Consider the following 19,667-nt stretch of genomic DNA (forward strand, 5'->3'; position numbering starts at 1 on the left):
ACCGTCCGCCTCACCGCCACCGGCCGGCAAACCGATAGCGCGGAGGGATCGGTCCTCTGCCATTAGTGGAATTTTGTTCGACGTTGGTGGTCACTCCACGGTTGCTGTTCGCGAAGATGCCCACCTCGCACGACCGGACTGCTCTGCAAGTGTGTGATGGCTTCGCGATACGCGGCATCGGCGATTGAGCCGTCGGACACGAGCGCAGTGGCGCTGGCGCCTATGCCGAGGGCTGTGGGAGTGCCACTGGCCTTGGTCCGTTTGAGGAGTCGTCCCAGCGCCTCTGTTGCTGCATTGTGCTCCTTGCATCGCACAGCCGCTTCGACCAGTTCGCCCAGCAGGTAGCCGCACATTCCGAGGTCGTCGTAGCGTGCGCCCGATGCTGCGGCGTGGAACGCCTCCTGGTACTGACCGAGCCCGTTGTGCAAGATCGCGGCCGCGTACATGGCGATCGAAACGTCATATCCCTCGCCACGACTCGCTGCACTGTCGACCGTTTGCTGCACTCCATCGCGGCATAGCTGTTCCTGTCCGCGGTATGCGGCGAGGTAGGTCTTTATCGCCGGACGCGGGGGCGCGCCGGTCGCGGCGATGATGGCGGCAGACTCATCGAGCAAGGCATCGGCCTGCCCGAAATTGCCTGCCGAGACACAGACTCCCGCTAACGTCACAAGCGCGACGGGAAGCATCGTCAACGCGCCGGCTGCCCGAAGATCTTCGACCTGGCGGGCCGCCAGGAAGTTGTAGGCGTCCTGGTCGAACAGGTCCAAGCAGACGCGGGCGGTGAGATCGTGCCAACCCGGTTCGGCCACGCCGATGTCCCGCTCGCGCAGGTACTCTCGGATCGCGCTGCGGAGATGGGGACCGCCGCAACGTAGCCCTCGGTCAATCTGATGACCAGGCCGTCCAGTAATACGTCGAGCGCGCGCGCAGGGTGCGGAGCGGCCGGCGCATTGCTGGCCGCCTTCGCGGCCGAGGGCGACGAATTGTGCTGGTCGGTCGACATCCAGCCGACCAGGATAGACGCCAGCACCCCTCCGAGGTAAGCCTTCCGCGACTACAACGGGTCGAGGCGTTGCATTCGTTTGGCCGCGGCAAGCAGAAGTGGCCGGGCGTCGGAGCCGCGGCTGGCCGCAAATCCAATTTTTGCGCGGATCAGTTCGCATCGGGCAGCGATCAACTCGTCGTCGGCCGCCGCGGCGGCAGCCGCGACCAGCCTGGTTGCCGAATCGGTCATCCCCCCCTTGGGGCCTGTCCGGGCAGGGTCGGGCCGTAGCTCAGATTCGCTCCGTGATCGAGCCACGGGCTGACCGCCGGGGCCGTTCGACGGCCCCGGCAGAGAATTCGCGGCGGCTGCTATTTCTCTCAGCGAAAATAGGGTTCAACCGTGCCGCTGAGCTTGACGACCATTGGATTTCCGCGGCGATCCTTCGCGGTAGGGACTTCAACACGCACCCACCCCTCAGCCACGTTGTATTCGTGAACATTGGTTTTCTCGACGCCATTAAACCGAATACCCACGTCGCGGCGGAGGACCTCTTCGCTATAGAAGGCGCTGCGCGGATCGATGGAGAGGTGATTCGGTGGAACGCCTGTGTTCTGATCGTCGGACATGATGGCCTTCGTTGGATGCTGCGTTAGGTGCTCGGATTGCTCGTCAAAGAATCTACGCGACCCTGCAGGAACGGGTTGCGCGTAGGTCCTGGCGGCCGCAATAAGACCACCGAGAACGGGGCGGGACTGACAACTGCAAACTCACCTATTCGTGAGTTGGCCATCGTTCTGGCACCGGCGGTGGAACCCAAGAGAATCGACAGGAGCCGCTCGACAACCATCGGTCGGCGCCTAGGTCCTGTCTGCTAATTGCGGACGCGGTGGTAGGTGATGATGGCGGCCAGGGTGACACCGCCGAGGTAGGTCAGGGCGTATTTGTCGTAGCGGGTGGCGACCGCGCGCCAGTGTTTGAGCCGGTTGAAGCTTCGCTCGACGGTGTTGCGGTGCTTGTAGATTCGGCCTGAGAACCCCGGAGGCCGTCCTCCGTTGCGGCCTTTGGCTTTGCGGCGGGTGATCTGGTCGCTGCGCTCGGGGATGGTATGGGCGATCTTGAGCCGGCGCAGCTGTGCCCGCGTCGAGTCATGGGAGTACGCCTTGTCCGCCAGCAGGTGAAACGGGGCGTATGAGTTGCTGCACCGGGCGGCCAGCAATGGCCAAAGCATCGGATTATCACCGGCTTGACCGGCCGACAGTGCCAGGGTGACCGGACTGCACAGCTGGTCGGTCAAGGCGTGGATCTTGGTAGTCAGCCCGCCGCGGGAACGCCCAATGGCGTGGTCATCGGGCTCATCGAGATATTTCTTGTAATTCGACAGATCCCCCTGTGCGGCGCCCGGGCGCGCTCCGGCTGCGTGTTGGTGGGCGCGCACACTGGTCGAATCGACCGACAACAGTGCGCCCAGGTCGGCGTCCTCGGCGTCGAGGTCAGAGGCGATCGCCGCGAAGATCCGCGCGTAGATGCCATCGACCGACCAGCGTAGATGCCTCTCGGCCACCGATTGCCAGGGACCGAAGTGCTCGGGCAGGTCACACCACGGAGATCCCGTACGGTAACGCCAGATAATGCCCTCCAGAGTACGTCGATGATCGTTCCACGGCCGGCCACGCCGCCGCCCCGCAGGCAACACCGCCACGATCAGCGACCACAAATCATCAGAAATCGCATGCGTCCGCATCACCCAAACAGCATCAGCCAAAACACCATTCACATTAAGCAGACACGCCCTAGTGGCATCCTCGGAAACGGTAGCCGGTGCGACCGAAACCGAACGTGCCCATTGGAATTTGGCGGAGACGGTGACACTTCGCGGCCGCGACCGGCCGACCCGCCTGGCCATCCCCGCCAGCAACGGGCCACCTCCGTCTAGTCTGGCCCGGATCGGTTCATCCACATGATCCTTGCCCACGGTTTTGATCGGTGATAGTGCCAGTGGGATTGGATAGGTGGATGCCCGAGCCCTCCTAAACTCTATGCGGGCTTATTGCGCCGAAATCGTTCTGCGCTAGGACGTACTCGATGTGGTCGGCGATGGCGCAACTTGCTGGATGAAGGCCGCTGGCAACCATCATCGGACTGGACTGCCCGAAGTTCAGTTGACTCTGCGGGTGGGAACCTTAGGTCGTGGTTGCGCCTGAGCTGGAGTAGTTCGAAAGCTATTGGGGTAAGCCTTGTCGAGGGCAGGTTGACGGCGGCGTCGGTAGCAGATCGGCCCGATCCAGGTCGCCATCGTGAGTCGAGATTCGGTTCGAGTCGACCATCGTCGCCGGTCGAGCGCATACATGGGAGACCGGAAAAAGACGTCCCCTGCGTGCTGACCGCACGTACCGACATATCCCGTTGAACCCTCGCCAACCATATCGCCGTGAAGCGCTGATCCCAATAGTGAATGTAGTTCCGGCGCTCGCCGAATTGGCTGGGGGACTTGGGCTGAAAGGGTCTGCTGCATGAATAGGTGACATCTGATGTGTCTAGTCCTGCGGGGCTGGGCTGGAAGGATGTCACTGTGTCTAAGCCGTACCCTCAGGAGTTCCGCGACGACGTTGTCCGGGTCGCCCGCAACCGTGATCCCGAGGTTCCGTTGGAGCAGATTGCCTCGGATTTCGGGATCCACTACACGACGCTGTACGGGTGGCTGAAGAAGGCCGATGTCGACGACGGTAAGCGGGCCGGGACGACCACCAGCGAATCAGCCGAACTGAGGGAAGCGCGTAAGCGAATTCGTTTGCTAGAGCATGAAAATGAAGTGCTGCGTCGGGCGGCGGCCTATCTCTCGCAGGCGCATCTTCCGGGAAAATGATCTACCCGTTCGTCCGTGAGTTGGCCGCCGACGGTATCCCCGTCACGGTGACGTGCCGGGTCCTCAACATCGCTCGCGCGCCCTACTACCGCTGGCTCGACCAACCCGTGACCGACACCGAGTGGAACCGGGCGCATCTGGCCAACGCCCTGTTCGACGCCCACCGCGACGACCCGGAATTCGGCTACCGGTTTCTGGCCGATGAAGCCAAGGCCGCCGGGTTCTGTGTAGCGGAGCGCACGGTGTGGCGGATCTGCAGCGCCAACGGCTGGTTCAGCGTCTTCGGCAAGAAGAAACGCGGGAAGAAGGCCAAAGTGGGGGCTCCGGCGCATGACGATCTCGTGCGCCGGGACTTCACCGCCGCGGGCCCCAACCAGCTGTGGCTGTCCGACATCACCGAGCACCCGACCCGGGAAGGCAAGCTCTACCTGTGCGCGATCAAGGACGTGTGGTCCAACCGCATCGTCGGCTATTCGATGGCTGAGCGGATGGAATCCTCCATCGCTGTTGCCGCAATCGATTCCGCGGTTGCTCGCCGCGCCGCGAAGGTGGCCGGCTGTGTGCTACACAGCGACAGCGGTAGTCAATTTCGGTCAAGGAAGTTGCAGCAGAGCCTGTTTCGTCACCGCATGCTTGGCTCGATGGGCCAAGTGGGCTCGGCCGGCGACAACGCCGCCATGGAGTCCTTCTTCTCGCTGCTGCAGAAAACGTCCTGAACCGCCGAACCTGGGACACCCGCGAACAGCTGAGGATCGCGATCATCACCTGGATCGAACGCACCTACCATCGTCGTCGCCGTCAGACAGCACTCGGCCGATTGACGCCCATCGAATTCGAGACCATCATGACCCAGACCGCCGAACAGGCGGCCTAACCGCTGTCACCTATCTGTGCAGCAGACCCAAATGTGGGTAGCACCCACGTTGATCGCCGGGCTAAGGTGCCGCGGGTACGTGCGGCGTCGTTTGACCACTATCTCGGGTGCAACCCGCGGACTGCGGCAGGGGCCGGGGCCTGCTGGTGTCGTGGCGAATTCTCCAAAACCGCGGTTTTCCTGTGTCTGTGCACGCTGTGGTGATCCTTGAAGCCGTAGTAGTGGCAAGCATCCCGCCACTAAGTCTGCGGTTTTCTCCATGGAGGATCTACGCACCGTCATCGCCGCCAACCACACCGCTGTAGCGTTGGAGAGGGCGAAAGCTACTAGCGAGCAACATGACTCGTTGATCGGCACGTGTAAACCGCGTCGTGATCAGAGGCCCACGATCTCACTGCGCACTGGGGGTTGCTTCGTCGGTTGGCGGCCGGTCGTATACGAAGGCCGCGAAAGATAATTAGTATGCCGTCGACACTGCAGTCGCTAACCGTTGCCAACTGCCCATGCAATGAACAGCGCTGTGACACTTGGTGTTCAGTTGATTGACAGCAGCCTTTTGTGAACTGCAGCTGAGTGCGTTCCAACCGCCTTTGCCCGAGGGTTATGACCTGGGTCACGGCGGTTTTGGCGTGGGTGTGCGGTACGCCGGCCGAGTTGTCCATGGGCAAACTCGTGTCTCAGCTGACAAAATGTGCGTGATTCGGCTCACGAAGGCGCCCAAACTGTCAATGCTCGTGTATTGCCGCAAATTTGCGTCTGACCAGCAGGAACTTTTCTGGTATCCGGCCGTGATTCGCGCGTTATAGAACTGAGATATCGGCGTGGCGGAGATGACGAATCCAAATCGTTATCGTACGGTCCCGTAGCCCAAAAGACCGGGCAACAGTAATGAACAAAATTGAATCCACGGACCCGCGTGTGAGCGGAGCTGCGGGCGGCACGAATTTCGCATAGCCGCCGCTGCGGTCGGGCAAGGCCCGCCGGGCAGATCAGGCCCTCCGCTGTCGTGCCGAAACGAGACGGCACGTCTCAAAGCAGCAATTCCTAACTGGACATCGCAACCAACCCACGTCTCGTGGGCTGGCTGGCTTTGGCGCGCGCACCGCGAAAGGAACAATCTTGAAGAACGTCCGCAAGACGCTCATCGTCGCGGCGATCACAGGGACGCTCGTGACTGTGCCCACCGCCGCCACCGCCAACGCCGACGACGGCCTGGACCCGAATGCGGTCGGTGCCGACACGACGGGCTTTGACCCCAACCTGCCTGCGGCCCCGGATGCCTTTGAGCCGCCCGCCCCGCAGGACGCACCGCCGGCCCCCGAGCTAGCCGATGCCGACCCGGACCTGCCGCCGCCGGCGCCGGACGCCATGATCGCGCCCGTCGACATGCCGGAGGCCCCCGCTCCGGAGGAGGCACCGCCGGCCCCGCAGGACGCACCGCCGGCCCCCGAGGCCATGATCGCGCCGGTCGACATGCCGGACGGTCCCGCTCCGGAGGATGCACCGCCGGCCCCGGACGCCTTCGCACCGCCGGCCCCTGAGGATGTTCAGCCAGCTCCGGAACCAGTCGGTTTCGAGCCGCCGGCGCCGGACGTTGCGCCGCCGCCCGCTCCCAAGGTCTACACCGTGAACTGGGACGCCATCGCACAGTGCGAATCCGGCGGTAACTGGGGCATCAGCACCGGCAACGGCTACTCCGGCGGCCTGCAGTTCACCGCGAGCACTTGGCGGGCCAACGGTGGCTCGGGATCGGCCGCCGGTGCGAGCCGTGAAGAGCAGATCCGAGTGGCCGAGAATGTGCTGCGCAGCCAGGGCATCGGCGCGTGGCCGGTCTGCGGCCGACGCGGCTAGCCGACGCCACGCTGGATTTTTGATGAGAGTGTCGGGCCTTCGGGCCCGGCGCTCTCATCTTGTTTGGGGTCTTGCCGGGTCCAGCCCGGCCCTATCAGGTGTGAATCCGGGCGCCATTGGCCCTCGTCTGCTCACGAACCCCTGACCGCGCGGTAGCGTCGGGTCGGTGAGCGAAACGCCGCGTGAATTCGACATCATCCGCTACGGGGCGACCGGCTTCGTCGGCAAGCTGACCGCGCAATACCTGGCCCGGGCCGGCGGCGACGCGCGAATCGCGCTGGCCGGCCGGTCGACCGACCGATTGTTGGTGGTCCGTCAGACGCTGGGGGAGGCCGCACAGTCCTGGCCCGTGGTCAGCGCCGACGCCGGCGCACCGGCGACACTCAAGGAGATGGCCGCCCGCACCCGGGTGGTCGTCACCACGGTTGGGCCGTACATGCGCTATGGCCTGCCCCTGGTGGCCGCGTGCGCGGCTGCCGGCACCGACTATGCCGATCTGACCGGCGAGCCGCCGTTCGTGCGCGAAAGCATCGACCTATATCACAAACAGGCCGCCGACACCGGGGCCCGGATCGTGCACGCCTGTGGCTTCGATTCGATTCCATCGGACCTCACCGTGTACGCCCTCTACCGTGCTGTCCGCGACGACGGTGCCGGTGAGCTGGGTCGCACCGACTTCGTCGTCCGTTCGTTCGCCGGCGGGGTATCGGGCGGCACGGTCGCGTCGATGCTGGAAATTTTGCGTGCCGTCTCCGCCGACCCCGATCTGCGTCGCCAGTTCACCGACCCCTACACGCTGAGCACCGACCGCGCCGCCGAGCCGGAACTTGGACCGCAGCCCGATCTGCCCTGGCGTCGTGGTGGACGAATCGCTCCAGAACTGACCGGGCTGTGGACGGCAGGATTCATGATGGCGCCCACCAACACCCGCATCGTGCGGCGCAGCAACGCGCTGCTGGATTGGGCGTACGGCAAGCGTTTCCAGTACACCGAACACATGAGCCTGGGCTCGTCGGCGGTGGCGCGAGTGGCCTCGGCCATGATCAGCGGTGTTGGCAACGCGATGACGGGCTTGGGCAGCCGCTACTTCCGGTTGCTGCCACAACGGTTGGTGGAGCGCATCGCTCCCAAACCCGGCACCGGCCCCAGCGCCGCAACTCGGGAGCGCGGCTACTACCGCATCGAGACCTACACCACGACGACCTCGGGTGACAGGTACGTGGCACGGATGGAGCAGGACGGTGATCCCGGGTACAAAGCGACGTCGGTGTTGCTGGGGGAGTGCGGTCTGGCACTGGCCTTCGATCGTGACCAGCTTTCGGGCCTGCATGGCGTGCTCACCCCGGCGGCCGCGATGGGTGACGCGTTGCTAGCGCGCTTGCCGGCCGCGGGTGTCGCGCTGGCTACCGAACGGTTAACTTGAACTGTTCTGCCGCAACGGCTTTCGGTGAAGAGCGCGGCGGTCTAGTGTCGAAAGTGGTCCACAGAAGTTCACAGCGCACCCAATGAGCCGCAAAAGAGGTGGCATCGATGGCCGGTCTCGACGATCTTTACGCTCGGATACCTACCTCGGAAATCGCGAGTCGGCTAGGCGTCGACCAGGGCGAGGTTGACAGCGCGGTTCACACGCTGGTGCCGGTGCTGGTCAGCGGTCTGCACCAGACTTCGCAAGATCACGACCATGCCAGCAGGATCGAATCCGCCGCCAACCGTCAGGCGGCCCGGGGCCTGCTCGACGCCGGCGGGGGTCTGGACCACAACCTTGATGCGGCGGACCGGGGCGACGGACATCAGACGATTGCGACACTTTTCGGTGGCAACGACGCCGAGCAAGTCGCATCGGCGTTGGCCAAGGGCGGCGCCGGCAACCGCGATCTGCTCAAGCAGCTGTTGCCGATCGTGCTCCCGATTGTGTTGGCCTACATCGGAAATCAGCTAGGCTCGGGGGAAGGATCGCAGCAGAACTCCGAGTCAGCCTCCCGCGGAGGGCTAGGCGAGGTGCTGGGCAGCATCCTCGGGGGCGGATCCGTTGACAAGTCCCTGGGGAGCATTCTCGGCAGTGTGCTGGGAGGCAAAGGTGGCGCCCTGGGTGACATTCTGGGCGGCCTACTGGGTGGTAAGAAGTAGCGCCAGTCGGCGGCCGGCGTAGCTGCCGTTTCGCTCGACCACCGCGAGCCGATTCAAGATAAGTAACGAGAGGGGTATTGCCAATGTCGGACACACTGACCGAAGGACAGCAGCTGGTGCCCGGGGAGTCACTGGTTTCCAAGAACGGGGCTTACACCCTGACCTTGCAAGACGACGGCAATCTCGTGTTGGCCTCCCGCGGCACCCCGCTGTGGGCGAGCGCCACCAACGGCCAGCAGGTGGTGCGCGCCGAGGTGCAGCGCGACGGCAACTTTGTGGTGTACACGGCGGACAAACCGCTCTGGCACACCGACACCAAAGGCAAGAAGAACGTCTGGCTGGTGCTGCAAGACGATCGCAATCTGGTGCTCTATGCCGCTGACGGACCGGCCTGGTCGACGCATACCGAGACCGACGCCCCGCCGCCGCCCGAGCCCACCGCCGCGGCCGAAGCCACTGCCTCGGATACGGCTCAGCGCGTCGACACCACCCCGGAGCCCGTCGCGGCAGCGGTCGCCGAACCGGCGCCACCGGAGCCTGCTGCCGAGCCCGCGCCGCGGACCTACACCGTGGTCTCCGGTGACACCCTGTGGGCCATCGCGGAGCGCTTCTACGGCGACGGCAGCAAGTATCAGGTGATTGCCGAGGCCAGCGGTGTGGCTAATCCCGACTTGATCCACCCCGGCGAGGTGCTCACGATTCCCTGATCGCGGCTAAACGGCGTTCAACTGAGGTTTTGGGTGCCTACAGGCCGCCCGAGCGCGGTTCCTAGAATTGACCGGTGACCGCCAGCGCCGATTCTGCCGCCGACCAGCTGCCCAAGTCGTGGGATCCAGCTGCGATGGAAGGCGACATCTATCAGAAGTGGGCGGATGCCGGCTACTTCGTCGCCGATCCGACCAGCTCGAAACCGCCGTACTCGATTGTGTTGCCGCCGCCCAATGTGACCGGCAGCCTGCACATGGGCCATGCGCTGGAACACACCATGATGGATGCCCTGACCCGCCGCAAGCGGATGCAGGGCTATGAGGTGCTGTGGCAGCCGGGAATGGACCATGCCGGCATCGCGACCCAGACCGTGGTGGAAAAGCAGCTCGCGGCCGACGCTAAGACCAAGGAAGACTTCGGTCGCGAGCTGTTCGTCGACAAGGTCTGGGACTGGAAGCGCGAGTCGGGCGGCGCGATCGGCGGCCAGATGCGCCGGCTCGGTGACGGGGTGGACTGGAGCCGTGACCGGTTCACCATGGACGAGGGCCTGTCGCGGGCGGTGCGAACGATCTTCAAGCGGCTCTACGATGCCGGGCTGATCTATCAGGCCGAGCGGTTGGTCAACTGGTCGCCGTTGCTGCAGACGGCGATATCCGACCTCGAGGTGAACTACCTCGAGGTGGAGGGTGAGCTGGTGTCGTTCCGGTACGGCTCACTAGAGGACTCCCAACCCCACATCGTGGTGGCCACGACCCGGGTCGAAACAATGTTGGGCGATACCGCGATCGCCGTCCACCCGGACGATGAGCGCTACCGCTACCTGGTCGGCACCACCTTGGCGCACCCATTCGTGGACCGGCAGCTGATCATCGTCGCCGATGGGCACGTGGATCCCGAATTCGGCACGGGTGCGGTCAAAGTCACCCCGGCACACGACCCGAACGACTTCGAGATCGGGATGCGCCACCAATTGCCCATGCCTTCGATTCTGGATACCAAGGGCCGGATCGTGGACACCGGAACGCAATTCGACGGCATGGACCGATTCGAAGCCCGGGTCGCGGTGCGTGAGGCGCTCGCGGCCCAGGGGCGCGTCGTCGAGGAGAAACGTCCCTACTTGCACAGCGTCGGGCATTCCGATCGCAGTGGAGAGCCAATCGAGCCACGGCTTTCGTTGCAGTGGTGGGTGCGGGTGGAGTCGCTGGCCAAGGCCGCGGGTGATGCGGTGCGCAATGGGGACACCGTGGTCCACCCCGCAAGCCTGGAGCCACGCTGGTTCGCCTGGGTCGACGACATGCACGACTGGTGCATCTCGAGACAACTGTGGTGGGGTCACCGCATTCCGATTTGGTACGGCCCCAACGGGGAGAAGGTGTGCGTCGGTCCGGACGAGACGCCGCCGCAGGGGTGGGAACAGGACTCCGATGTCCTGGACACCTGGTTCTCCTCGGCGCTTTGGCCGTTTTCCACACTGGGCTGGCCCGAACTGACTCCAGAGCTAGAAAAGTTCTATCCCACAAGTGTTTTGGTCACCGGATATGACATCTTGTTCTTCTGGGTGGCCAGGATGATGATGTTCGGCACCTTCGTCGGCGGAGACGAGGTGATCACCCTGGACGGCCGCCGTGGCGCCCAGGTGCCGTTCACCGACGTTTTTCTGCATGGCCTGACCCGCGACGAGTTCGGCCGGAAGATGAGCAAGTCCAAAGGCAACGTCATCGACCCACTGGATTGGATCGACACGTTCGGTGCCGACGCATTGCGCTTCACCCTGGCCCGTGGGGCGAGCCCCGGCAGTGACCTGGCAGTGGGCGAGGACGCGGTCCGGGCGTCACGAAACTTCGGTACCAAGTTGTTCAACGCGACCCGTTACGCGCTGCTCAACGGTGCCGCGCTGGCCCCGCTGCCCCCGCTGGGGGAGCTGACCGATGCCGACCGCTGGATCCTGGGGCGGCTCGAAGAGGTTCGGGCCGAAGTTGATTCGGCCTTCGACAGTTACGAATTCAGCCGGGCCTGCGAGGCGCTCTACCACTTCGCGTGGGACGAATTCTGCGACTGGTACGTCGAGCTAGCCAAAACCCAGCTCGCCGAAGGCCTTTCGGCCACCACCGCGGTGCTGGCGGCGGGGCTGGACACACTGTTGCGGTTGTTGCACCCCGTCATCCCGTTCATCACCGAGGCGTTGTGGCAGGCGCTGACCGGGCAGGAATCGCTGGTGATCGCCGACTGGCCGCAGCCCTCCGGAATCACCCTGGATCCGGTTGCCGCGCAGCGGATCAGTGATATGCAGAATCTGGTCACCGAGATCCGGCGTTTCCGCAGTGACCAAGGGCTGGCCGACCGGCAAAAGGTGCCCGCTCGGCTGATCGGTGTCGAGGAATCCGATCTGGGTGCTCAGGTTGCGGCCGTCACCTCACTGGCGTGGCTTACCGCGCCAGGTGAAGGCTTTGCGCCGTCGGTCTCGCTGGAGGTTCGGCTCGGCCCGAGCATGAACCACACGGTTGTTGTCGAGCTCGATACCTCGGGCACCATCGACGTGGCTGCCGAGCGGCGGCGTCTCGAAAAGGACTTGGCCGCAGCCGAAAAGGAATTGGTATCGACCGCGGCCAAATTGGCAAACGCCGATTTCCTGGCCAAGGCGCCCGAGGCCGTCGTCGGCAAGATCCGCGATCGCCAACGTTTGGCGCAGGAGGAAAGTGACCGGATCACGACCAGGTTGGCAGCGCTGCAATGAGTTTCGATCCACCTGACTGGACCGGGCTAGCTCAAGGGAGCGACGCCGAACCCACCCCGGACGAACTCGCGTCTCTGCTGCAGGTCGAGCACCTGCTGGACCAGCGCTGGCCGGAAACCCGCATCGAGCCGAGCCTGACGCGGATCAGTGCGCTGATGGACCTGCTTGGTTCACCACAGCTGAGCTACCCGTCGATCCACATCGGGGGCACCAACGGCAAGACGTCGGTGGCGCGCATGGTTGACGCGCTAATCACCGCGGTGCATCAACGCACCGGCAGGACCACCAGCCCACATCTGCAGTCGGCGGTGGAACGGATATCGATCGATGGAAAGCCGATCACCCCGGCTCAATACGTCCAGACCTACCGCGAGATCGAGCCGTTCGCGCAAATGATCGACCAACAGTCACAGGCCGCAGGCGGCCCGGCAATGAGCAAGTTCGAGGTGCTCACCGCGATGGCGTTCGCCGTGTTCGCGGACGCGCCGGTCGATGTCGCGGTGGTCGAGGTCGGCCTCGGGGGACGGTGGGATGCCACCAACGTGATCAACGCGCCGGTGGCGGTGATCACCCCGATCAGCATTGATCACGTCGACTACCTCGGTGATGACATCGCGTCTATCGCCGGTGAAAAGGCAGGCATCATCCACAAAGCCGCCGACGGTTCCCCTGACACGGTCGCTGTAATCGGGCGTCAGGTACCTGAGGCCATGGAGGTGCTGTTGGCCCAGGCGGTACGGGCCGACGCCGCCGTCGCGCGGGAGGACTCCGAGTTCGCCGTGCTGGGCCGTCAGGTGGCGGTAGGCGGGCAGCTGCTGCAGTTGCAGGGCCTCGGTGGGGTCTACTCCGACATCTACCTGCCGCTGCACGGTGAACATCAAGCGCACAACGCGGTGGTGGCGCTGGCGGCGGTGGAGGCGTTCTTCGGTGCCGGCGCCCAGCGTCAGCTCGATGTCGACGCGGTGCGTGCTGGTTTCGCCGCGGTCACCAGCCCCGGCAGGTTGGAGCGCCTGCGCAGCTCACCGACGGTCTTTATCGATGCCGCCCACAATCCGGCCGGGTCGGCGGCGCTGGCGCAGTCGCTGGTCGCAGAGTTCGACTTCCGCAGCCTGGTTGGGGTGGTCGCCGTGATGGCCGACAAGGACGTGAATGGCATTCTGGCCGCACTCGAGCCCGCATTCGACTCCATCGTGGTGACTCACAATGGTTCGCCACGGGCGTTGGATGTCGCGTCACTGGCCCTGGCGGCGGAGCAATACTTCGGCCCCGACCGGGTGATCACCGCAGAGAACCTGCGTGATGCCGTCGACTTGGCAACCGCGCTGGTCGATGAATCCGCCATCGACTGGGAAGCGCAGGGGGGCTCGCTGTCGGGAACCGGGATCGTCATTACCGGTTCGGTGGTCACTGCCGGGGCCGCCCGCACCTTGTTCGGTCGTGATCCGCAATGACCGGGCAGCCGCAAGAGCCGGCAAACCACGGGGATCCGGCACCACAGTCAGACCCATGGAAGAGCTTCGGCTCGGTGATGGCAGCGACACTGATCCTCGAGGCGATCGTGGTGCTGTTGGCTATCCCGGTGGTGGGTGCGGTCGGTGGCGGGCTGACTTCGGCGTCGCTGGGTTACCTCATTGGGCTTGCCGTGACGCTGGTGTTGCTTGCCGGCGTGCAGCGCAGACCGTGGGCGATCTGGGCGAACCTCGGCATTCAGCTGGTGCCTATTACCGGCGTTTTCGTGTACCCGGCCGTCGGGTTTTTGGGTGTGGTGTTCGGTGCGGTATGGGCCATGATGGCGTACTTCCGTGCCGAGGTCAGGCGTCGAGAGCGCCAGGGGCCTCCGCCGTCGCGCTGATCTGACCGGCCTAGGTCCTGTCTGCTAATTGCGGACGCGGTGGTAGGTGATGATGGCGGCCAGGGTGGCACCGCTGAGGTAGGTCAGGGCGTATTTGTCGTAGCGGGTGGCGACCGCGCGCCAGTGTTTGAGCCGGTTGAAGCTTCGCTCGACGGTGTTGCGGTGCTTGTAGATTCGGCCTGAGAACCCCGGAGGCCGTCCTCTGTTGCGGCCTTTGGCTTTGCGGCGGGTGATCTGGTCGCTGCGCTCGGGGATGGTGTGGGCGATCTTGAGCCGGCGCAGCTGTGCCCGCGTCGAGTCATGGGAGTTCGCCTTGTCCGCCAGCAGGTGAAACGGGGCGTATGAGTTGCTGCGCCGGGCGGCCAGCAGTGGCCAAAGCATCGGATTATCACCGGCTTGACCGGCCGACAGTGCCAGGGTGACCGGACTGCACAGCTGGTCGGTCAAGGCGTGGATCTTGGTAGTCAGCCCGCCGCGGGAACGCCCAATGGCGTGGTCATCGGGCTCATGGAGATATTTCTTGTAATTCGACAGATCCCCCTGTGCGGCGCCCGGGGCGCGCTCCGGCTGCGTGTTGGTGGGCGCGCACACTGGTCGAATCGACCGACAACAGTGCGCCCAGGTCGGCGTCCTCGGCGTCGAGGTCAGAGGCGATCGCCGCGAAGATCCGCGCGTAGATGCCATCGACCGACCAGCGTAGATGCCTCTCGGCCACTGATTGCCAGGGACCGAAGTGCTCGGGCAGGTCACGCCACGGAGATCCCGTACGGTAACGCCAGATAATGCCCTCCAGAGTATGTCGATGATCGTTCCACGGCCGGCCACGCCGCCGCCCCGCAGGCAACACCGCCACGATCAGCGACCACAAATCATCAGAAATCGCATGCGTCCGCATCACCCAAACAGCATCAGCCAAAACACCATTCACATTAAGCAGACACGCCCTAGGGGCATCCAGGTTTAGGCCGCAGAATCGGGCCATCTACTGTTAGCCCCCGTGACCGAACGGACCCTCGTACTGATCAAGCCAGACGGTGTGCAACGCCAACTGGTGGGCGAGATCATTAGCCGCATCGAGCGCAAAGGCCTCGCTATCGCGGCGCTAGAGCTCAGGAACGTGACCGAGGAGCTGGCAAGCCAGCACTACGCCGAACATGAGGGCAAGCCGTTCTTCGGCTCGTTGCTGGAGTTCATCACCTCGGCGCCGGTGGTAGCGGCGATCGTGGAGGGACCGCGAGCCATCGCGGCGTTTCGCCAACTCGCCGGTGGTACCGATCCGGTCGAGAAGGCCACGCCGGGCACCATCCGGGGTGACTTCGGCCTGGAAACCCAGTTCAACTTGGTGCACGGCTCGGATTCGGCCGAATCAGCGCAGCGCGAGATCGCACTCTGGTTTCCCAGCGCCTAGCTCCGCGACGCGGGGCTTGCGGGCTGGTTTTGGACCGGGTTGCTCAGGCGAGGGTGACTCGCTCCGGTGGTATGGGATACTGACTTCGGGTGAACGTCGCTGTACCAGCGTCGGACACCCGGATGAAGACTTCGACAAGCGCGACGATCGCGTTCCCGTGATGCGGCGCGGCGTGTCAAGCCGTCATCCAGTACGGGGCCGAGTGGGTTCCTTCGGAGCTGCTCGGAGCGAGACCATCACAAGCCCGGGAGAAGTGACCCAGGCACATAGTGAAGCCCTCGCGTGGCCGCGTCGATTAGACGCGCCCGGGGGCTTGAGGAGAATACGTGGTAGACGGTGCCCCATCTTCAGACCCGGAAAACGAGCCGACACAGCGTGAGGACCTGCCGGACCGCCTGAGAGTTCACTCACTGGCGCGAACGCTGGGAACCAGTAGCCGGAGGGTGCTGGATGCGTTGAGCGCGCTCGATGGGCGGATTCGTAGCGCCCATTCCAGTGTGGACCGCGTCGATGCGGTCCGGGTGCGCGACCTGCTGGCGGAGCAACCTGCCGAGGAGGGTCAGGCCGAGGAGGGCCAGCAAGCCCCCGACGCCGTGGCCGCTGAGGTGCCCGATGCTCCCGGTGAAGCTGTCGAGCCCGACGAACCCGAATCGCGCCTGATGCTGGAAACCCAGGAGACGGTGCAGGTCGTCGAGACCTGGGTGGAGCGGCCGCACTACATGCCGCTGTTTGTCGCACCCCAGCCGATTTCGGAGCCCGTCGCTGGCGACGATGCCGATGACGAGTCGGGCGACGAAGGTGACGATGACGAAGAGCAGGCCGACCGGCCGGCCAACCGGCGCCGCCGCCGGGGTCGGCGCGGGCGCGGCCGCGGGCGCGGCGAGCAGGGCGCAAACGACGGTCAGGACCAAACCGGCGACGATGGTGACGAGGCCCCGCAGAAGACGGGGGGTAACTCCACGTCATCGGACGACACCGAGGCGCAAGACGGCGCGGACTCCGAAGAGTCGGACAACGGCGACGACGACAACGGTTCGGCCGACGGCGCGAACCGGCGTCGGCGCCGGCGCCGACGCCGCAAGTCGGGTGCTGGTGATGACGGCGACGAGGGTCCGGCCCCGGATGACCCGCCCAACACGGTCGTACACGAGCGTGCCCCCCGCTCCGGCGGCAAGTCGGGCAACTCGGATAGCGGTGACGATTCCGGTGGCAACGAGATCAAGGGCATAGACGGCTCGACACGGCTGGAAGCCAAGCGGCAGCGCCGCCGTGACGGGCGTGACGCCGGCCGGCGCCGCCCACCGGTGTTGAGTGAGGCCGAATTCTTGGCTCGTCGCGAGGCGGTCGAGCGGGTGATGGTGGTGCGCGACCGGGTTCGCACCGAGCCACCCCACCCGGGCGCGCGTTACACCCAGATCGCGGTGCTTGAAGACGGCATCGTCGTTGAGCACTTTGTGACCTCGGCTGCTTCTGTCTCCTTGGTGGGCAACATCTACCTGGGGATCGTGCAGAACGTGCTGCCTTCGATGGAGGCGGCATTCGTGGATATCGGTCGTGGCCGCAACGGCGTGCTTTACGCCGGTGAAGTCAACTGGGACGCGGCGGGCCTCGGCGGGGCCGACCGCAAGATCGAACAGGCTCTCAAGCCCGGCGACTACATCGTTGTGCAGGTCAGCAAGGACCCGGTCGGCCACAAGGGTGCCCGACTGACGACACAGGTGTCGCTGGCCGGCCGCTACCTGGTGTACGTGCCGGGTGCGTCATCGACCGGGATCAGCCGCAAGCTGCCCGACACCGAACGCCAGCGGCTCAAGGAAATCCTGCGTGAGGTGGTGCCCTCCGACGCCGGCGTGATCATTCGGACCGCGTCCGAGGGTGTCAAAGAGGACGACATCCGTGCGGACGTCACCCGGCTGCAGGAGCGCTGGAACCAGATCGAGGCCAAGGCCGTCGAGATCAAACAGAAGGCCGCCGGCGCCGCGGTAGCGCTCTACGAAGAGCCCGACGTGTTGGTCAAGGTCATCCGGGATCTGTTCAACGAAGACTTCGCCGGGCTGGTCGTATCCGGGGACGACGCGTGGGACACCATCAACGAGCACGTGAGTTCTGTTGCCCCGGATTTGGTTTCCAAGCTGAGCAAGTACGAACCGGCCGTCGGGTCGGAGGGGCAGGTCGGGCCGGATGTCTTTGCGGTGCATCGCATCGACGAGCAGCTGGCCAAGGCAATGGATCGCAAGGTGTGGCTGCCCTCGGGCGGCACCCTGGTGATCGACCGGACCGAAGCGATGACGGTGGTCGACGTCAATACCGGCAAGTTCACCGGTTCCGGCGGAAACCTCGAGCAGACGGTGACCAAGAACAACCTGGAGGCCGCCGAGGAGATCGTGCGCCAGCTGAGGCTGCGCGACATCGGTGGCATCGTGGTGATCGACTTCATCGATATGGTGCTGGAGTCCAACCGTGACCTGGTGCTGCGCCGGCTGACCGAGGCGTTGGCCCGCGACCGGACTCGTCACCAGGTGTCGGAAGTGACTTCGCTGGGTCTGGTCCAACTGACTCGCAAGCGGTTGGGGACCGGGCTGGTCGAAGCCTTCTCAACCTCCTGTCCGCACTGCAGCGGCCGTGGGATTCTGCTGCATGCCGACCCGGTGGATTCGGCGCCGACAACTGGACGCAAAGCTGACTCGGGTGGTCGGCGGAACCGCCGATCGAAGAAGAACCGCGCCGAAGAGCCCAGCGAGAAGGAGGCCGTGGCCAAGGCTCCCACCCATGCCCCGGGCGAACACCCGATGTTCAAAGCCATGGCCGCGAGTTCGTCATCGGAGGCCGAGCACGGCGACGGGGAAGTCGAGGAGTCCGGCGAGGAGTTGACCGCCGGGGTCGACGACCAAGCCGCGGTTCAGGTGGCCCTTGATCTCGGCGAGACCGACGAGACCGACGAGACCGACGAGACCGACGACTTTGATGATGACTCGGACGACTCCGACGAGGACGACGACACCGACGAGACCAACGACACCGACGTTGACGCCGATGAGGACGAAGACACCGACGACGACTCCGACGAGGACGAAGACACCGAAGACGACGACGAACTCGACGACGACCTCGACGAGGACGATCTCGACGACGACGACCTCGACGAAGACGAGGACGAGCTGGATGACGACGATTCGGATAGCGACGACGAGGATGGTGAGAGCGAACTCACAGAGCCGGCTGCTGGCCGTCCCGCAGCCCTCGAGTTCACCACGATTGCCGAGCGCCCGCGCCGGCGGCGTGCGGCCGGCCGGCCGGCCGGTCCACCCATCCATCTGGGCTGATGGCAGGGCGAGTGAAAGACCTGGTGACAGGGCTATGGGAGGGCTGATGACAGGTTCAACGCACCAACCCGCTGGACGCCAGGAGCCAGTTTGACCCTGTAGCCGCTGGTCACGTACCCTGGGGCAGTTGTCATCAGGCGTTTGCCGAGCGTTGACGTCTCGGCCGGTGACAGCGGGACAGATGAAGTCCCCAAACCAGACCAGCACGCGTAAGCAGTCTTTGCGCGTGCCCACGAGAAGCAAGCACAACAACGAGTAACGAGTAGAGGTGCACCCACGATGGCGACCTACGCAATCGTCAAGACCGGCGGCAAACAGTACAAGGTTGCCGTGGGAGACGTGGTCAAGGTCGAGAAGCTCGAATCTGAGCCCGGTGCGAAGGTATCGCTGCCGGTCGCCCTGGTCGTTGACGGTGCCGCCGTCACCTCCGATGCCGACGCCCTGGCCAAGGTCGCGGTGACCGGCGAGGTGCTGGAGCACGTCAAGGGCCCCAAGATCCGGATCCACAAGTTCAAGAACAAGACCGGCTACCACAAGCGGCAGGGTCACCGTCAGCAGTTGACGGTCCTTAAAGTCACTGGCATCAAGTAGTAGCGGAGACCAGACACATGGCACACAAAAAGGGCGCGTCCAGCTCGCGCAACGGTCGTGATTCCGCCGCACAGCGCCTGGGGGTCAAGCGGTTCGGCGGCCAGGTCGTCAAGGCCGGCGAAATCCTGGTTCGCCAGCGCGGTACCAAGTTCCACCCCGGTGTGAATGTCGGACGCGGCGGTGATGACACGTTGTTCGCCAAGGCGGCCGGTGCGGTCGAGTTCGGCATCAAGCGTGGACGCAAGACAATCAACATCGTGGAGCTGGCCACACAGGACGCCTAGTCGCGTCCGCCTCCAGGTCGAGATCGACGTTTTGCAGCTGAGTTCTCGCACAAAGTCTGCAAAA

The 19,667-nt window shown here is 64.7% G+C and carries 15 protein-coding genes and 3 pseudogenes; 13 read left to right on the forward strand and 5 right to left on the reverse strand.

What is annotated here, in order from left to right; genetic code table 11:
* Nucleotides 1-62 precede the first annotated feature (62 nt).
* From G6N41_RS14100 to G6N41_RS14115, 4 genes are all read right to left on the reverse strand, one after another.
* A complete protein-coding gene (locus tag G6N41_RS14100) occupies nt 63-812 on the reverse strand; it encodes a hypothetical protein (protein WP_198913128.1) in 750 nt (249 codons plus the stop codon).
* 245 nt (nt 813-1,057) lie between these two features.
* Nucleotides 1,058-1,237, reverse strand: coding sequence for a hypothetical protein (locus tag G6N41_RS14105; protein WP_198913129.1), 180 nt, complete (start codon nt 1,235-1,237; stop codon nt 1,058-1,060).
* 128 nt (nt 1,238-1,365) lie between these two features.
* Complete coding sequence (locus G6N41_RS14110) at nt 1,366-1,614, reverse strand: DUF3297 family protein (protein WP_036456850.1); 249 nt, start codon at nt 1,612-1,614, stop codon at nt 1,366-1,368.
* Nucleotides 1,615-1,859: 245 nt separating this feature from the next.
* A complete protein-coding gene (locus tag G6N41_RS14115; RefSeq protein ID WP_407663818.1) occupies nt 1,860-2,732 on the reverse strand; it encodes an IS5 family transposase in 873 nt (290 codons plus the stop codon).
* Between the two features lie 46 nt (nt 2,733-2,778).
* Here G6N41_RS14115 and G6N41_RS29780 point away from each other — a divergent pair.
* From G6N41_RS29780 to G6N41_RS14155, 9 genes and pseudogenes are all read left to right on the forward strand, one after another.
* Nucleotides 2,779-2,949 (forward strand): annotated as a pseudogene (locus G6N41_RS29780) (adenylate cyclase); the annotation flags it as partial.
* Nucleotides 2,950-3,557: 608 nt separating this feature from the next.
* Nucleotides 3,558-4,725, forward strand: a pseudogene (locus G6N41_RS14120) (IS3 family transposase).
* Between the two features lie 1,368 nt (nt 4,726-6,093).
* Complete coding sequence (locus G6N41_RS14125; protein ID WP_407663819.1) at nt 6,094-6,576, forward strand: transglycosylase family protein; 483 nt, start codon at nt 6,094-6,096, stop codon at nt 6,574-6,576.
* Nucleotides 6,577-6,742: 166 nt separating this feature from the next.
* Nucleotides 6,743-7,999 (forward strand): saccharopine dehydrogenase family protein, encoded by a 1,257-nt coding sequence (locus G6N41_RS14130; RefSeq protein ID WP_198913131.1) that lies wholly within the window; start codon nt 6,743-6,745, stop codon nt 7,997-7,999.
* A gap of 107 nt (nt 8,000-8,106) precedes the next feature.
* Nucleotides 8,107-8,703: a DUF937 domain-containing protein gene (locus G6N41_RS14135; protein WP_198913132.1), complete on the forward strand. Its 597-nt coding sequence runs from the start codon at nt 8,107-8,109 to the stop codon at nt 8,701-8,703.
* Between the two features lie 83 nt (nt 8,704-8,786).
* Complete coding sequence (locus G6N41_RS14140; protein WP_198913133.1) at nt 8,787-9,410, forward strand: LysM peptidoglycan-binding domain-containing protein; 624 nt, start codon at nt 8,787-8,789, stop codon at nt 9,408-9,410.
* Between the two features lie 74 nt (nt 9,411-9,484).
* A complete protein-coding gene (locus G6N41_RS14145; RefSeq protein WP_198913134.1) occupies nt 9,485-12,145 on the forward strand; it encodes a valine--tRNA ligase in 2,661 nt (886 codons plus the stop codon).
* Nucleotides 12,142-13,596 carry a bifunctional tetrahydrofolate synthase/dihydrofolate synthase gene (gene folC, locus G6N41_RS14150; protein WP_198913135.1) on the forward strand — a complete coding sequence of 485 codons (1,455 nt, stop codon included), beginning with the start codon at nt 12,142-12,144 and terminating at the stop codon, nt 13,594-13,596. Before G6N41_RS14145 ends, folC begins: the two co-directional genes overlap by 4 nt.
* Entirely contained in the window at nt 13,593-13,997 is a 405-nt protein-coding gene (locus tag G6N41_RS14155) for a DUF4233 domain-containing protein (RefSeq protein ID WP_198913136.1), read from the forward strand. Before folC ends, G6N41_RS14155 begins: the two co-directional genes overlap by 4 nt.
* A gap of 24 nt (nt 13,998-14,021) precedes the next feature.
* Here G6N41_RS14155 and G6N41_RS14160 read toward each other — a convergent pair.
* Nucleotides 14,022-14,895: pseudogene (locus tag G6N41_RS14160) on the reverse strand (IS5 family transposase).
* Between the two features lie 99 nt (nt 14,896-14,994).
* Here G6N41_RS14160 and ndk point away from each other — a divergent pair.
* The 4 genes from ndk to rpmA all read left to right on the forward strand — a co-directional run bounded on the left by ndk (nt 14,995) and on the right by rpmA (nt 19,603).
* The gene (ndk, locus tag G6N41_RS14165; protein WP_012395377.1) at nt 14,995-15,405 is read left to right on the forward strand and encodes a nucleoside-diphosphate kinase; all 411 of its coding nucleotides are present in this window, start codon (nt 14,995-14,997) and stop codon (nt 15,403-15,405) included.
* A 326-nt stretch (nt 15,406-15,731) separates the two neighbouring features.
* Nucleotides 15,732-18,728: an Rne/Rng family ribonuclease gene (locus G6N41_RS14170; protein ID WP_198913137.1), complete on the forward strand. Its 2,997-nt coding sequence runs from the start codon at nt 15,732-15,734 to the stop codon at nt 18,726-18,728.
* A 279-nt stretch (nt 18,729-19,007) separates the two neighbouring features.
* Nucleotides 19,008-19,319: a 50S ribosomal protein L21 gene (gene rplU / locus G6N41_RS14175; protein WP_011741441.1), complete on the forward strand. Its 312-nt coding sequence runs from the start codon at nt 19,008-19,010 to the stop codon at nt 19,317-19,319.
* 17 nt (nt 19,320-19,336) lie between these two features.
* The gene (gene rpmA / locus G6N41_RS14180) at nt 19,337-19,603 is read left to right on the forward strand and encodes a 50S ribosomal protein L27 (protein ID WP_198913138.1); all 267 of its coding nucleotides are present in this window, start codon (nt 19,337-19,339) and stop codon (nt 19,601-19,603) included.
* Nucleotides 19,604-19,667: the final 64 nt, after the last annotated feature.

It is taken from the genome of Mycobacterium shottsii (assembly GCF_010728525.1).
In the GTDB taxonomy this organism is placed as follows: domain Bacteria; phylum Actinomycetota; class Actinomycetes; order Mycobacteriales; family Mycobacteriaceae; genus Mycobacterium; species Mycobacterium marinum.

Coding starts and splice junctions, on each gene's coding strand:
- rplU (WP_011741441.1), top strand. CDS start 19,008: ATGGCGACCTACGCAATCGTCAAGACCGGCGGCAAACAGTACAAGGTT.
- G6N41_RS14110 (WP_036456850.1), bottom strand. CDS start 1,614: ATGTCCGACGATCAGAACACAGGCGTTCCACCGAATCACCTCTCCATC.
- rpmA (WP_198913138.1), top strand. CDS start 19,337: ATGGCACACAAAAAGGGCGCGTCCAGCTCGCGCAACGGTCGTGATTCC.
- G6N41_RS14140 (WP_198913133.1), top strand. CDS start 8,787: ATGTCGGACACACTGACCGAAGGACAGCAGCTGGTGCCCGGGGAGTCA.
- folC (WP_198913135.1), top strand. CDS start 12,142: ATGAGTTTCGATCCACCTGACTGGACCGGGCTAGCTCAAGGGAGCGAC.
- G6N41_RS14135 (WP_198913132.1), top strand. CDS start 8,107: ATGGCCGGTCTCGACGATCTTTACGCTCGGATACCTACCTCGGAAATC.
- G6N41_RS14105 (WP_198913129.1), bottom strand. CDS start 1,237: ATGACCGATTCGGCAACCAGGCTGGTCGCGGCTGCCGCCGCGGCGGCC.
- G6N41_RS14155 (WP_198913136.1), top strand. CDS start 13,593: ATGACCGGGCAGCCGCAAGAGCCGGCAAACCACGGGGATCCGGCACCA.
- G6N41_RS14125 (WP_407663819.1), top strand. CDS start 6,094: ATGATCGCGCCCGTCGACATGCCGGAGGCCCCCGCTCCGGAGGAGGCA.